General features: G+C 54.5%; 19 protein-coding genes. 8 read left to right on the forward strand and 11 right to left on the reverse strand.

Features of this window, described 5'->3' with window-relative positions; translation table 11 throughout:
* Positions 1–73 precede the first annotated feature (73 nt).
* The 3 genes from AC5DDB_RS19715 (at position 74) to AC5DDB_RS19725 (ending at position 2,765) form a co-directional block, all read left to right on the forward strand.
* Positions 74–1,189, forward strand: coding sequence for a DUF1570 domain-containing protein (locus AC5DDB_RS19715; protein ID WP_491741474.1), 1,116 nt, complete (start codon positions 74–76; stop codon positions 1,187–1,189).
* Positions 1,190–1,292: 103 nt separating this feature from the next.
* Positions 1,293–1,703: a hypothetical protein gene (locus tag AC5DDB_RS19720; protein WP_491741475.1), complete on the forward strand. Its 411-nt coding sequence runs from the start codon at positions 1,293–1,295 to the stop codon at positions 1,701–1,703.
* 141 nt (positions 1,704–1,844) lie between these two features.
* A complete protein-coding gene (locus AC5DDB_RS19725) occupies positions 1,845–2,765 on the forward strand; it encodes a DUF1559 domain-containing protein (RefSeq protein WP_491741476.1) in 921 nt (306 codons plus the stop codon).
* Positions 2,766–2,813: 48 nt separating this feature from the next.
* On the opposite strand, the gene folK is transcribed toward AC5DDB_RS19725, so the two are convergent.
* The 3 genes from folK to AC5DDB_RS19740 are packed head-to-tail and all read right to left on the reverse strand — an operon-like array spanning position 2,814 to position 4,517.
* The gene (folK, locus tag AC5DDB_RS19730) at positions 2,814–3,335 is read right to left on the reverse strand and encodes a 2-amino-4-hydroxy-6-hydroxymethyldihydropteridine diphosphokinase (protein ID WP_491741477.1); all 522 of its coding nucleotides are present in this window, start codon (positions 3,333–3,335) and stop codon (positions 2,814–2,816) included.
* A gap of 22 nt (positions 3,336–3,357) precedes the next feature.
* Entirely contained in the window at positions 3,358–3,723 is a 366-nt protein-coding gene (folB, locus tag AC5DDB_RS19735) for a dihydroneopterin aldolase (RefSeq protein WP_491741478.1), read from the reverse strand.
* Positions 3,724–3,770: 47 nt separating this feature from the next.
* A complete protein-coding gene (locus tag AC5DDB_RS19740) occupies positions 3,771–4,517 on the reverse strand; it encodes an SDR family oxidoreductase (protein ID WP_491741479.1) in 747 nt (248 codons plus the stop codon).
* 159 nt (positions 4,518–4,676) lie between these two features.
* Between AC5DDB_RS19740 and AC5DDB_RS19745 the strand changes: the two genes are divergently transcribed.
* From AC5DDB_RS19745 to AC5DDB_RS19755, 3 genes are all read left to right on the forward strand, one after another.
* Complete coding sequence (locus tag AC5DDB_RS19745) at positions 4,677–5,666, forward strand: S1 family peptidase (RefSeq protein WP_491741480.1); 990 nt, start codon at positions 4,677–4,679, stop codon at positions 5,664–5,666.
* Between the two features lie 123 nt (positions 5,667–5,789).
* Positions 5,790–6,023, forward strand: a complete 234-nt coding sequence (locus AC5DDB_RS19750) for a hypothetical protein (RefSeq protein ID WP_491741481.1) — start codon at positions 5,790–5,792, stop codon at positions 6,021–6,023.
* An 81-nt stretch (positions 6,024–6,104) separates the two neighbouring features.
* Entirely contained in the window at positions 6,105–6,530 is a 426-nt protein-coding gene (locus AC5DDB_RS19755) for a hypothetical protein (protein WP_491741482.1), read from the forward strand.
* Between the two features lie 9 nt (positions 6,531–6,539).
* Here AC5DDB_RS19755 and AC5DDB_RS19760 read toward each other — a convergent pair whose 3' ends face one another.
* Entirely contained in the window at positions 6,540–6,902 is a 363-nt protein-coding gene (locus AC5DDB_RS19760; RefSeq protein WP_491741483.1) for a DUF2237 family protein, read from the reverse strand.
* 172 nt (positions 6,903–7,074) lie between these two features.
* Between AC5DDB_RS19760 and AC5DDB_RS19765 the strand changes: the two genes are divergently transcribed.
* Positions 7,075–7,911, forward strand: coding sequence for an extracellular solute-binding protein (locus AC5DDB_RS19765; RefSeq protein ID WP_491741484.1), 837 nt, complete (start codon positions 7,075–7,077; stop codon positions 7,909–7,911).
* Positions 7,908–8,747: an ABC transporter permease gene (locus AC5DDB_RS19770; protein ID WP_491741485.1), complete on the forward strand. Its 840-nt coding sequence runs from the start codon at positions 7,908–7,910 to the stop codon at positions 8,745–8,747. The genes AC5DDB_RS19765 and AC5DDB_RS19770 overlap by 4 nt, the downstream gene beginning before the upstream one ends.
* 7 nt (positions 8,748–8,754) lie before the next feature.
* Here AC5DDB_RS19770 and AC5DDB_RS19775 read toward each other — a convergent pair whose 3' ends face one another.
* From AC5DDB_RS19775 to AC5DDB_RS19805, 7 genes are all read right to left on the reverse strand, one after another.
* Entirely contained in the window at positions 8,755–9,105 is a 351-nt protein-coding gene (locus AC5DDB_RS19775) for a DUF2200 domain-containing protein (RefSeq protein WP_491741486.1), read from the reverse strand.
* Positions 9,106–9,107: 2 nt separating this feature from the next.
* Positions 9,108–9,824, reverse strand: a complete 717-nt coding sequence (locus tag AC5DDB_RS19780; protein WP_491741487.1) for an NAD(P)-dependent oxidoreductase — start codon at positions 9,822–9,824, stop codon at positions 9,108–9,110.
* A 58-nt stretch (positions 9,825–9,882) separates the two neighbouring features.
* A complete protein-coding gene (locus AC5DDB_RS19785) occupies positions 9,883–10,086 on the reverse strand; it encodes a hypothetical protein (protein WP_491741488.1) in 204 nt (67 codons plus the stop codon).
* Between the two features lie 107 nt (positions 10,087–10,193).
* The gene (locus AC5DDB_RS19790; RefSeq protein ID WP_491741489.1) at positions 10,194–10,598 is read right to left on the reverse strand and encodes a YbaN family protein; all 405 of its coding nucleotides are present in this window, start codon (positions 10,596–10,598) and stop codon (positions 10,194–10,196) included.
* Positions 10,599–10,669: 71 nt separating this feature from the next.
* Positions 10,670–10,993, reverse strand: a complete 324-nt coding sequence (locus AC5DDB_RS19795; protein ID WP_491741490.1) for a Sec-independent protein translocase subunit TatA/TatB — start codon at positions 10,991–10,993, stop codon at positions 10,670–10,672.
* Positions 10,994–11,105: 112 nt separating this feature from the next.
* Complete coding sequence (locus AC5DDB_RS19800; protein ID WP_491741491.1) at positions 11,106–11,345, reverse strand: Sec-independent protein translocase subunit TatA/TatB; 240 nt, start codon at positions 11,343–11,345, stop codon at positions 11,106–11,108.
* 187 nt (positions 11,346–11,532) lie between these two features.
* Positions 11,533–11,814 (reverse strand): hypothetical protein, encoded by a 282-nt coding sequence (locus AC5DDB_RS19805; RefSeq protein WP_491741492.1) that lies wholly within the window; start codon positions 11,812–11,814, stop codon positions 11,533–11,535.
* Positions 11,815–11,854: the final 40 nt, after the last annotated feature.

Consider the following 11,854-nt stretch of genomic DNA (forward strand, 5'->3'; position numbering starts at 1 on the left):
TTTGGGACGAATTTTCACCATGTGTCGGCTGATCCATTCGGAACAACCGAGGGGAAATCAAGAGGTACATCGTATGATGCGAATTGCTGGTCTCTCGATTGCTGTACTCCAAGCCATCACGACGCTGTCGGCTGCGGAACGTGTGCGGGTGGAGTTTCGGACCGCGGACGATCAACCGCCGACTTCCACCACTGGACGAGTTCTGGTCGAGGCCCAAGACGGAGGGATTCTGCTGCAGACACCGACGGCGGAAATCGTGACCGTGCCGGGGGAGAATCTCATCGGGAAAGAACCGGCCGGTGAGTTTCAACCAGCCGACAAAGAAACACTCGCCAACGCATTGCTGAACGAACTCGGCGCGGGCTTTCGGATTCAAACCACCGAGCACTATGTCATCGCCTCGGACGCCAACCGTGATTACGCTGCCGATGTGGGGAAACTTTTCGAGCAGTTACACGCCGCATGTCACGAAGCGTTTGCCTCGAAAAGGATCGCATTGACGGAGTCAGAATTTCCGCTGCCTGTGGTGTTGTTCGCCGATAAAAAAGACTTTGCCACATACGCCACCGCGGAAAATGGCCAGGTGACGGCTCAAAGCCAGGGGTATTACTCGGCCCGAACGAATCGGATCATTCTGTACGATCTCTCCGGAAAATCACGGAGTCGGTCGGCACGGGCAAATGCGTTGCGAACGAATGCGGCGACGATCATCCACGAAGCGACGCATCAAATCGCCTTCAACTGCGGACTTCACACTCGCTACGCGGACAATCCGTTGTGGTTCACCGAGGGCTTGGCCATGCAGTTCGAGACGTTTGATCCGCGAACTCGCAACTCGACACGCACGATCGGTGTGCCGCATCGACATCGTTTGCAACAATTTCTGGACTACGCCCGCAAACGCCGACCTCCGAATTCGCTCGAAACACTAATCGCCACCAATGAGCGTTTCGTCGATCCCAACGTCGCGATCGACGCCTATGCCGAAGCCTGGGCGTTCACCTATTTTCTGATGCATCATAAACGGAACGAATACGAGGATTTTCTCAGCCAAATCGCAAAGTTGAAACCATTAGAGTTCACGTCTGCGGAAGATCATGTTCAGGCATTTCAACATGTGTTCGGCGACGACTGGGAATCGCTGGATCAAGAATTCCTACGTGTCCTTAGCCGCCTGGCTCGCCGTTGATTTCTTCAAAGCTTCATGAATCATGGGATTGTCAATGACTTGCAAAAGTTCCATAATGTCTGCGAAGGATTTTCGACGTTCTGCGTAGTTTGTGAAAATGAGTGTGTTTTCGCGATCACTGGCATTCATTGCACTGGGCGGGTATTGGCTCGCTTCGGTGGCCGGATCGTGGTTGCATGATCACTCGCATCTGCACGCGTTGAGCAACACACCGCCCGCAGACGCCAAGCAATCCTCCGCCGAGCACAGTTGCTGTTCGCACGGGCATTGTCATTCGCCAGCGACAACGCCTGCGACAGACACACCCGCGAAACCTCATCACCATCATCATGGTCCGGTACACGACGACGACTGTACTGTTTGTCAGTTGATCGCGTTGGCTCCGATGACCACCATGCCGGTCGAGTTACCGGCGATTGCCGAAATGGTCGCGAACACGGCACCTGTCTCGTGTTCACAGCCTAGCAAACTGCTGCCTTCGCGGTTCCGCTCCCGTGCTCCGCCCGCCGTTTGACGTTCATTTGATTTTATCATGAATGTCGCTCAGGTCGCGTTTCGTTCTGACGTTGCGTCCTGCTGCATTACGGTCATTTTTTGCGGACTTATCTTTCATTATCGGGTTCGCCAATGCGCGGATCTCAGACGGGAGCTGTTGATGTCGACTTTTTCTTCCAGCCGGACGCAAACGCGTCGCGGTTTTACGTTGATTGAATTGTTGGTGGTGATCGCGATTATCGCCATTTTGATTGCTTTGTTATTGCCCGCTGTGCAACAAGCTCGCGAGGCAGCCCGACGCACGCAAACGCGGAATAACCTTCGGCAAGTAGCATTGGCATTGCATAACTATCACGACACCAACCTGACCTTCCCGCCTGGTTGGATTGGCTACGAAGCGGGTACCGGACGAGCCGATGTCGAGGGGCTCAATGGTTGGGGCTGGGCAACATTCATCCTGCCACAACTCGAACAGAACAATCTCTACGATTTGATCGACTTCAATCTTCCGATCAATGACCCCGCGAATGCTGCCATCATCGCGACGCCGCTGGACACGTTCCGCTCTCCGTCCGATCCTTCCAACGACACTTGGCAGATCGAAGAGGAAGGCAGTCCTGGGACGGTTCTGGCGACACTTGCTACCGCAAATTTCGTCGGTAACTTCGGAACAGAGGAACTTCACGACTGCGAAGGACTCTCGGTCGGCCAAGCATGTTCGAGCGACGGGGTGTTCTTTCACAATAGTCGAATCGGCTTCCGCGACCTGACCGACGGAGCGAGCAACACGTTCATGGTCGGCCAACGCAAAACCAATCCCTATGCGTCACCGCCTTGGCACTCGACCTGGGCCGGCGTAATTCCGGAAGGCGAAGAAGCATTCTCGCGGATTCTCGGGATCGCCGACCATGCTCCGAATGATCCGGTCGGCCACTTAGATGACTTCAGCAGCAATCACACGGGCGGCGTGCACTTCGCTTATGGCGACGGACGTGTCCGCTTCGTCAGCGATTCGATCGACCTGACCGTCTACCAAGCTCTCGCCACCCGTGCCGGTGGTGAAGTGATTGGCGACTACTAACGGTTCCCGACATCTCAGCCACGGGGCAGTCCCGTGGCTTGGACGGTGTCAAGAATTTGCAAAGCGAGTCAGTTCGAGTTCTTCGTACGGCCAGACGCCTTCAGATTCGGCATCGAAACCCGCAGCGATTTCCGCGAGAGTTTGGCCGGTTTCGGGGTGTCTGTAGTTCGGGTCCAACTCCGCGAGTGGAATCGCCAGATACGCCATCTTCAAGATCGCAGGATCGGGGACCGGGCGGTGTTCGATTTGCAAAATTTCGTCGTTGAACAATGCGACATCGATGTCGATTGTTCGCGGAGCATTCCGATTCGCAGGATCGCGGACACGGCCCAAACCGGTTTCGATCGCCGTGATCGCTTCCAAGCGAACCGCGTCGGCGGACAGCGGTGTCTCTAACAACACGGCCGCGTTGAGAAAGAATTCCTGATGACCAGGACAATCGATCGGCTTCGTTTCCCATACCCGGGATACCGCGATGACCCGGCCGTACTCCTTCAACTGTTGAACCGCTTTCGGCAAATTCGTGGCCGCGTCGATGTTTGATCCAAGACCCAGATAGACGCGGTTCATGGCTGCTCCTTCCGTGACCGACTCAGCGGCGATCCGCCTGCGTACGTTCGATCGAAACACCGACCGAAGCTGCAAACCGGAGAGCCGATGGTTTCTCCACCGTCACTTCGACGCGTTCCACACGCTCATCGGACAAACACAACTGCGCAATTTCTTCAGCCATCCGTTCGACAAGAAGAAAATCCGAGTTCTCGACCAAATCGATCACGTCTTTCGTAACCGAGCGATAATTCACGGCCTCGGCAATATCGTCGGTCTTTGCGGCGACGCGAGTATCGGCATGCATGACGAGGTTGATCACGACGTCCTGTCGATTCACACGTTCGTCATCGTTGATCCCGATGATCGTCCGCAACAAAAGATCTTTGACGAGAATTCGGTCAGTCATAGTGTGCCTATTGTGATGGGTTCGCAATCGTTTCGCCAGCACGGAAATCACGTTCGTGGCGACTTCAAATGTTCGCCGCCGTTGACGTACAACAAATGCCCGGTGATGAAATTCGATTCCAGCAGATAGATGGCCGCCTCGGCGATGTCGGCAGCGGAACCGGTATGCCCGAGCAGATTGTTCTCGCCGCGTTTCTCGAATTCGGCTTCACTTTCATCGGGTGGCGGCAGAATCGCACCGGGAGCGATCGCATTCACATGCACACGCGGAGCCAGGTCCTTTGCCAATCCTTCCGTCAAAGAAACCAGTGCGGACTTCGTCAATGTGTAAGCCAGATAGTTCGGGTCCGGATGCGTCGCCCGCCAATCGGCTATGTTGAGAATCGCCCCCTCCTGGCGTTCACCCAACTGAGCCACAAACCGTTTCGCCAAGAAGAACGGCGACTTCAAGTTGATCTGCAGATGACGATCGAATAACTCGTCCGACGTGTCGGCCAGACGAGCCGGCTCGAAAATTGCCGCACTATTGACGAGCACGTCGACACCGCCGAACTCTTGCTCGGCAGCTTGAAAGATCACGTCAGCCGCATGTTCGGGGTTCATCAGATCCGCTTGGACCGACGTTGCGCGAACTCCGTGTGAGCGAATGTCGTCGCAGGTTTGTTCCGCTTCGTCGGCAGAACTTCCGTAATGCACCACAATGTGCATCCCCGCTTCGGCCAATCGCAGAGCGATCGCCCGGCCCAATCGAATGGCTCCACCGGTGACGACAGCCGTTCGCCCTGTCAACTCCATACCGTGTTTTCCAATGCTGGGATCCGTTGTCGGTCGTCTTGGGTAAGCATCCAGTTGTAGTTTCTGCGTGGAGAAAGTCCAGCCCAGCCCTCGTTCGCCGGCGCAACCTCACTCGCATTGTGTAGACGCACCAGAGTCTCGAATCGAGAGGATATCATCATGAGTCGCCTTGCACACTGGATTGGTTTAACGATTCTGTTTCTGGCGATGAATCGGGGACTGGCATCCGATGGCACGGAAGCCGTCTATCGCTTGCGAATTGTTTCGACCGAATGCGAGCGGGAATCGTGTCGAGTGACGACAGCTTACGCATCAGCGGTAGCGATCGGACACTACAATCCTGGCAAGGAAATCCTGGTGACGGCGGCACACGCAGTCGATGGAAACCCGCGAAAACTCGAAGTCGACATCAATGGACGATGGACTCCCGGATCCGTTTTGGCGGTGTCGAAAGAGCATCACGATTTAGCACTCATCGGCGTCACACTTAGCGACCGTAAGCTCCAAACGGTTTCCATCGCGGAGTCCCGATTATCACCAAACACTGCGGTGACTTTGGCGGGATATCCCGGTGGAAACGAACAGCATCGTCGCACCAGTCACATCATTGCCTCGCGGTATGGCGAGCGAATTCTCACCGTCGCCACACCTTCGCGACCTGGCGATTCCGGTGGCGGTGTGTTCAATAACCATGCGGAACTCGCTGCGGTCATTTTTGCCACCGCGCCCGTGCGTCACCCGACTCACACACTCGCTACCGATGCCATCGCAATTCGACAGCTGATTCGCGACACCTTCCAAGCCGCACCGCCGACGGTTCATTCCATTCAATCCGCAGCCCATGGCACACCACAACCGCACACCGCATCGCTCAACCCCCTGACGCCCTGTCAATGTCGGGACCAGCTCGCTCGAATCGAAACCCTTACGCGTCAGTTGCAAACCTTGGAATCGGAATTACGCGTTCTGAAATCCACACCTGCGGAAGTTACATCGAACGATCTGCTGCCAATTGAGAATCGTCTGCAACGGCTCGAAAACACTCAGATTCCCGTCCATGTCCTCACGCCCAACGGGACTGTGCAATCGAAAGCCGTCTACCGACTCGGAGAGCCCATTCAACTCCGGCTCATCCCGAGACGCGAGTGACTTCCGAAACAATACCAGCGTTGATCGGGAAGCAGTTTTTATCACGCGGCGATGCGTTCACGATGGAGTCTTCGTATTGACCGCACAACTCAACGACCGTGACTACGGTTCTAGGAGGAAAAGATGCCGATTGAATTGGGAAGTGTCTCGGCGGAAATGATGGTCACACATGCACTCAACGGAGCGCAACGACAAGCGGATGCGTCCGCGAACATCGCCGAGCAAACGCGGTTGGCGTACTTGGAGTCGAAAGAAAAGATCAGTGTTCGAGAGGCACAAGCCATGCAGGACGTCCGCACAAGCGGGATCGCACGTGAAATCGTGCAACACCGTAGTGTGCAGAATCAACCTGCGTAGCTTTTGGGCAAACTTCGGCGTGGGTGGGAACCCTTCACTGAACCCACTCACGCCGATTTTTTTGAGAACAGAGAAACCGTCATGTCATGGATTGAACAACTGCTCAACGACTACGGCAAGATGCGTCTGGCGGGTGAAGCCAAGGATTTGCAAGACAATCAGAAGATTCTCGCGATGGATCGGGCGGTTGTGGACGCTCACAATCGTCGCAACTTTGGTTCCGATTACCGTTCCCCTACTGACTCCGAAGAGTCTGACATGATTCACATTGGCGATCGACACGAGCATTGGCCTTCGCGTCGCAATCCATCGCGACTTTGGCCTGCATTGTTGGGGGCCGGTCTCTTGGCCAGTGGCATTGGCGGGGGAGTCGGTTTGACGCTTCTGTGGAACGCGATCAAACCACAGGGCGGGAACGCCGAACCGAACTCAAACATCGCCAGTCCTGCGTCTTCCAGGGATGACGACACACTGTTCGAATTGCGACTTGGTCCGCCGGAACAATAGCTGGAGCAATCAACAAGCAGCGTTCGCTTCCAGAACGTCAAGGTCGACGAACTCCAGCACGGAAATGTGTGTGGCATCTAACACGACAGGGGCAGCGTAACCGGCTTCGAAGGCTTCCTTCCATCGCAATGCACACACGCACCATTGATCCCCCGGCTTCAAACCAGGAAACTGATAGGCTGGGTTAGGAGTGATCAAATCATTCCCCCGCATGGCAGAGAACTCGAGGAACTCTTGAGTAACTCGCGTGCAAACCAGGTGCAATCCGAGATCGTCGACTCCCGTATTGCAACAACCGTCGCGAAAAAACCCCGTCAACGGGTCTTTGCTGCATGTTTGCAGGTCGCCACCCAAAACATTTTTGGCGGGCATATTCATTCTCCTGGTGAAGTCGTGATGGCTCGGGGAAACCGGTTGATTAACGAATCGATCACCGCATGGTCAAGTGTTCGTTTCGACCGCGATCACGTAGCCGTCGAAAACATTTGCCGAACCCGCTAGGATTTCGAGTGCATTGGTTTCTTTCAAATTGCAAGTGAGCTGGATGTTCGAACGTCGTCTTCTGCCCCCCAATCGACTTGCCATCAGTATGGCCGGTTCCGCAGTGGTTTTGCTGGGACTGACTTGGGCGTTGTTCCAATCGACACCGACGGCCAATCGGCAAAACACAAACGCGATTCCGTTGTTTCTCCATTGCGCGGCTGGATGTCGACTGCCGATGAACCAGCTGATTTCCGATTACGAGCAGTCCAATAATGTTCACATCGAAACGAACTGGGCCGGCTCGGACACGTTATTGAATCAATTGGAAGTTTCGCGACGCGGCGATTTGTACCTGGCGGCCGACGAAACCTACATCGAAGAAGCCCAGCGACGAAATCTCGTTGATGAATCGTTTCCGTTAGCCACGCAACGACCAGTGATTTTGGTGGTCAAAGGCAATCCCAAGAATATCAAATCTGTAGCCGACCTTTCGCGAGACGATGTATTTTTGGCGATTGGAAATCCGGAGTTGGCAGCGATCGGCCAGAAGACTCGCTCGCTATTTGAACAGTCTGGCGACTGGGATGCGATTGCAGCGGCCGTCACCGATCACGGCACATTTCTTCCGACCGTCCCCGAAGTCGCCAACGCGGTGCAGATCGGAAGTGTCGACGCGGGCATCGTTTGGAACACTATTGCTCGACAATACCCCGATTTGGAACCCGTGCGAATTCCGGAACTCGATACCGGTCTTGCCACAATCACACTCGGCGTATTGACGCACTCCGACCATCCCGACTCGGCTCGTCGATTGGCTCGGTTTCTCGCCGACAAACAACACGGGTTGCGGGTCTTCGAGGAAATGGGGTGGGGCAAAGTCGAGGGCGATACTCCATGACGAAGCCCCCCAATATCGCCCCGGTTCGGAATCGATCCGATTGGATCTTCTTCACACTTCTCGGCGTGATCGCGAGCACCTATGTGTTGTTTCTCGGCGGGCTCGTGCTAGCCGACTTCGCCTACATGGCCGGTGCCGCTAAAGATGGGGAATCCATTTGGTCTCCCATTGTCAACGCCTTGAATCGACCGGAAATTCGCGCTTCGATCCGTCTGAGTTTGATCTCCTGCACCATCACGACCATTCTCTCGCTTTGGGTTGCGATTCCGGTGGGATACGTGATGTCACGATGTCAGTTTCCCGGTCGAAATCTTGTCGACGCGATTTTGGACATCCCGATCGTGCTGCCGCCGTTGGTCGTGGGGTTAAGCCTGCTGATCCTTTTTCAATTCCCCCCGTTTGCATGGTTCAATCGGCAGGTTGTGTACCAGACGCCCGCGGTGATTCTCGCTCAGTTTGTGGTCTCGGCGGCGTTTGCGGTCCGGACGATGCGAAACACATTCGACAACCTTAACCCCCGTGGCGAGCAAGTCGCGTTGACGCTCGGATGCACCCGTGCCCAGGCGTTTGGGCTGGTCACGTTTCCGGAAGCTTGGCCGGGAATTCTAACTGCGGGAACCTTGGCGTGGGCTCGCGCGTTGGGCGAGTTCGGCCCACTGCTCGTGTTTGCCGGTGCGACTCGGTACAAGACAGAAGTGCTCTCGACAACGATTTTTCTTGAACTCTCCATCGGCAATCTTCAAGCCGCCGTCGCCGTATCACTGATCATGGTCTTTGCCGCTGTCGTGGTCCTCATGCTGACCCGGATGTGGGGACGTCGAGAAACCACCGCGTAATCTAAGATCATTGCCGGAGAATCTTCTCCATCTTTTTCCCCCTCGCAAGTTCGTCGATCAATTTGTCGAGATAGCGAATTTTTTTCATCAAAGGATCTTCGACCTCTTCAACACGCACACCACACACAACGCCTTTGATGAGTGTATGATTCGGGTGCAACTGAGGGGCTTCTTCGAAGAACGTTTCAAAGTCGTTTTCTTGTTCGATTTGTTGTTGCAGTCCCGCTTCATCATAGCCGGTGAGCCAACAAATGATTTCATCGACTTCCGCTTGCGTTCGCCCCTTGCGTTCGGCTTTGTTGACATACGCCGGGTAAACCTTCGCAAACGCCATACTGTAAATGCGATGCTTTGCCACGGTTAGTTCTCCTGAATCGCTTTCTGAGTCGCGGTTGATCGGTTTAGATGTTCCAACGCGGACGGGCTTTGACAACCGACGATCGCAGGAGCCTCGTGAATGAGCGAATCATTCGTGAGTGCGTCGACCATAAACAGGGCGAAATCGATTCGTCGGGTTTTATTGCTCTTGAGTATGGGATCGCCGACGTGATGACTCCAGACCGGCAGTCCTTGACGATCACCTTCTTCAAGATCACTGCCGCGGACGACCGTCCATTTCTTGTCACTCGCGAAAATCTTGCGACACGCAACCACTTGGTCATTGATATCGACCAACCGCAATGCCTTGGCAATCCAACCGGCTACTTTGACTAGCACTAAAAACTTCTTCGAGTACACATCCTGACCGTCTTTCGTGATATGCCAACCACAGGAAAAAACGAGTCGTGCATGAGGTTCTGCATAGTCTAAAACTGCCTGAGCGGTTCCGGACGAGTAATCATGCACACCCCACGGTGCGAGAACGGTCAGCACACCATCACAACCGGCGACGGCTTGCTGGATGACGTCACGATCGTTCGTAAACCCTGGGATGATTTGGATCTGATCTTTAAAGTCATCAAGTTTATCGACACTCCGAGGACGACAAACTCCGACGACTTCATAGCCCCGGTCTAGACAATGCCGGACCATATAACGTCCGAGTTTCCCCGACGCCCCCACAATGCAAACCTTCATGCTATTTCCTACGATAAGACACACGTCAGCCCGGACGCCGGTCCTTGATTCACCGCCTTTACTTGAGTTTTCCGATAACCCAGAAGATTCCCGTGATGAAGAGAATCGGCGCACAACCGAAGTCTGCTACGAGTGGAACCCATAACCACGGTAATCGGCCCGGTACTGGAATCACAAGCACTCCAATAAACGCAATCAATCCGCCAATGACAGGTATGAAAGAACTATTGCTGCCGAGGAATAACTGACTTGCAAGTATCATCCAGTTTCCGGCAGAACAAAAACCGCCAAACGCTAGCGCGACCCCACCCACAATCCAACGGATAACCTCGACGACTTCCATATCACCTCTACGGACTGTGAGATGGTTTAGTTTCTGAGATCGCCTTGGCTCAATTCTTTGACCATGTCACTCGTGAGACTTTTCAGCCTGAGAATGTGTACGGACACGAAAAACGCAATGATGCACACAACGCATTTGATGCCCCATAGGATCTCAGTAAAAAACACTAAGTATCCAATTGTAACCACAATGAGTGCGAGGGCGACGATCTTGGCGTGATGAGGAATGGCCCGGACTTCGCGATAACTTCGGATATAGAAACCAAACCACCGATGATTGATGAGCCAATTGTAGAGTCGGGGAGAACTGTGACAGAAGCAGGACGCCGACAGCAACAAGAACGGTGTCGTCGGCAAAAGGGGCAGCACGATTCCCAAGAGCCCAAGTGCCAACGACACCAGTCCGATCAGTACTAAGACAATTCGAAGCATTTCTCACAACACGACAGGGTCACGGAACTGCTCCAACATTCGTGATCGGCAAGTCGGCATCTTCTGACATCTCAAACCGATTGGGTTTCGTCGGTGTTTTCGTCGTCGGAAGTCGGGGCGGATGTGGGGGGCTCGAATTTGGGGGCGGTGATTTCCGCGCGTTCTTCCTCGGGCAATGGTCGGCGGGAACTGCTACTCGAGGAATCGGAATACGCGGTGCGGTGAACTTCATCTTGGAAGCCGCTCATGCCGCTTTTGAATTCGCGAAGGCCCTGCCCCATACTCTTGGCAACTTCCGGCAAACGCTTCCCAAACAACAGGAGCCCGATGACAGCGACGATCATCATTTCCATCGGGCCGATGCCGCCAAATTGGGCCAGAATTGGACTGGTCATAACACGCTTATCCTTGACGAATCGAAATACGCGAGTAGGTCAAAATCGAACGACGGCCTTCTTCAGGCACAGGTAAAGAACACGGATTGAATCTCCCGGTTCCCTGGCCGTTCTACGACTTGGAATGATCGCTCAATTCCTCGCGTTCCGGGACGTCCTTGCCTTCGTCGTCTTCTTTGAGTCCTTTCTTGAACGAATTGACACTCTGACCCAGGTTACGCATTGCGGATGGTAGTCGGCTACCGAACAGCAGCAGGACAATGCCGCCGATGATGGCTAACTCGAACGGGCCGGGCATCCCGATAATCGCGGGCATCGTGCTTGATGAGACAGCGGTGAAAAGTGTCGCCATGTTTCGAATCCTCCACGGTAGTTTGAGTGCGTCCAGCAGCACGCACAGAATTAGTCAGAGAAAAAAGCCAACGGCCGAGACCCGGAAATCATCTTCAACGCGGATGGAAACGGATGACCCGTATAGCAAGCAAAACCTGCAAGTTGGATTGCGGGCGAGGGGCGGGACGATTCGTTGAATCAACTTGTCAGCGTTGAATCTGATCAAGGACCACGGCAATTGTCTGGTGCCCACTCAAGAGCCCGCCGAAAGCAGGGAGGATGAGCGGTAGCAACCTCATCATAGCTGAGTGAGTTCCACTGTCAACGAATTCCCCGAAATTTCCCGGTCGCGACACCGCCCAGATCGAATGTTGCCGAAAACCCACGATATGGAGCAAATCGACCAAACGGCCCCGACCCGCCAGATTTCTTCGCTCACTCGCCGATTCGGCTCGCGTGCGGGGTTCGGTGGCGATTAGTTTCGACATGCGAGTACTCCTCGATTGAATCATCGAACCGGATTTGAAC

Source organism: Thalassoroseus sp. (assembly GCF_984380535.1).

Excerpts from the sequence above, each read along its gene's own strand:
- AC5DDB_RS19765 (WP_491741484.1), top strand. The coding sequence starts at position 7,075 with ATGTTCGAACGTCGTCTTCTGCCCCCCAATCGACTTGCCATCAGTATG.
- AC5DDB_RS19740 (WP_491741479.1), bottom strand. The coding sequence starts at position 4,517 with ATGGAGTTGACAGGGCGAACGGCTGTCGTCACCGGTGGAGCCATTCGA.
- AC5DDB_RS19805 (WP_491741492.1), bottom strand. The coding sequence starts at position 11,814 with ATGTCGAAACTAATCGCCACCGAACCCCGCACGCGAGCCGAATCGGCG.
- AC5DDB_RS19715 (WP_491741474.1), top strand. The coding sequence starts at position 74 with ATGATGCGAATTGCTGGTCTCTCGATTGCTGTACTCCAAGCCATCACG.
- folB (WP_491741478.1), bottom strand. The coding sequence starts at position 3,723 with ATGACTGACCGAATTCTCGTCAAAGATCTTTTGTTGCGGACGATCATC.
- AC5DDB_RS19800 (WP_491741491.1), bottom strand. The coding sequence starts at position 11,345 with ATGGCGACACTTTTCACCGCTGTCTCATCAAGCACGATGCCCGCGATT.
- AC5DDB_RS19790 (WP_491741489.1), bottom strand. The coding sequence starts at position 10,598 with ATGCTTCGAATTGTCTTAGTACTGATCGGACTGGTGTCGTTGGCACTT.
- folK (WP_491741477.1), bottom strand. The coding sequence starts at position 3,335 with ATGAACCGCGTCTATCTGGGTCTTGGATCAAACATCGACGCGGCCACG.
- AC5DDB_RS19785 (WP_491741488.1), bottom strand. The coding sequence starts at position 10,086 with ATGATACTTGCAAGTCAGTTATTCCTCGGCAGCAATAGTTCTTTCATA.
- AC5DDB_RS19780 (WP_491741487.1), bottom strand. The coding sequence starts at position 9,824 with ATGAAGGTTTGCATTGTGGGGGCGTCGGGGAAACTCGGACGTTATATG.
- AC5DDB_RS19755 (WP_491741482.1), top strand. The coding sequence starts at position 6,105 with ATGTCATGGATTGAACAACTGCTCAACGACTACGGCAAGATGCGTCTG.
- AC5DDB_RS19725 (WP_491741476.1), top strand. The coding sequence starts at position 1,845 with ATGTCGACTTTTTCTTCCAGCCGGACGCAAACGCGTCGCGGTTTTACG.
- AC5DDB_RS19745 (WP_491741480.1), top strand. The coding sequence starts at position 4,677 with ATGAGTCGCCTTGCACACTGGATTGGTTTAACGATTCTGTTTCTGGCG.
- AC5DDB_RS19750 (WP_491741481.1), top strand. The coding sequence starts at position 5,790 with ATGCCGATTGAATTGGGAAGTGTCTCGGCGGAAATGATGGTCACACAT.
- AC5DDB_RS19760 (WP_491741483.1), bottom strand. The coding sequence starts at position 6,902 with ATGCCCGCCAAAAATGTTTTGGGTGGCGACCTGCAAACATGCAGCAAA.
- AC5DDB_RS19770 (WP_491741485.1), top strand. The coding sequence starts at position 7,908 with ATGACGAAGCCCCCCAATATCGCCCCGGTTCGGAATCGATCCGATTGG.
- AC5DDB_RS19795 (WP_491741490.1), bottom strand. The coding sequence starts at position 10,993 with ATGACCAGTCCAATTCTGGCCCAATTTGGCGGCATCGGCCCGATGGAA.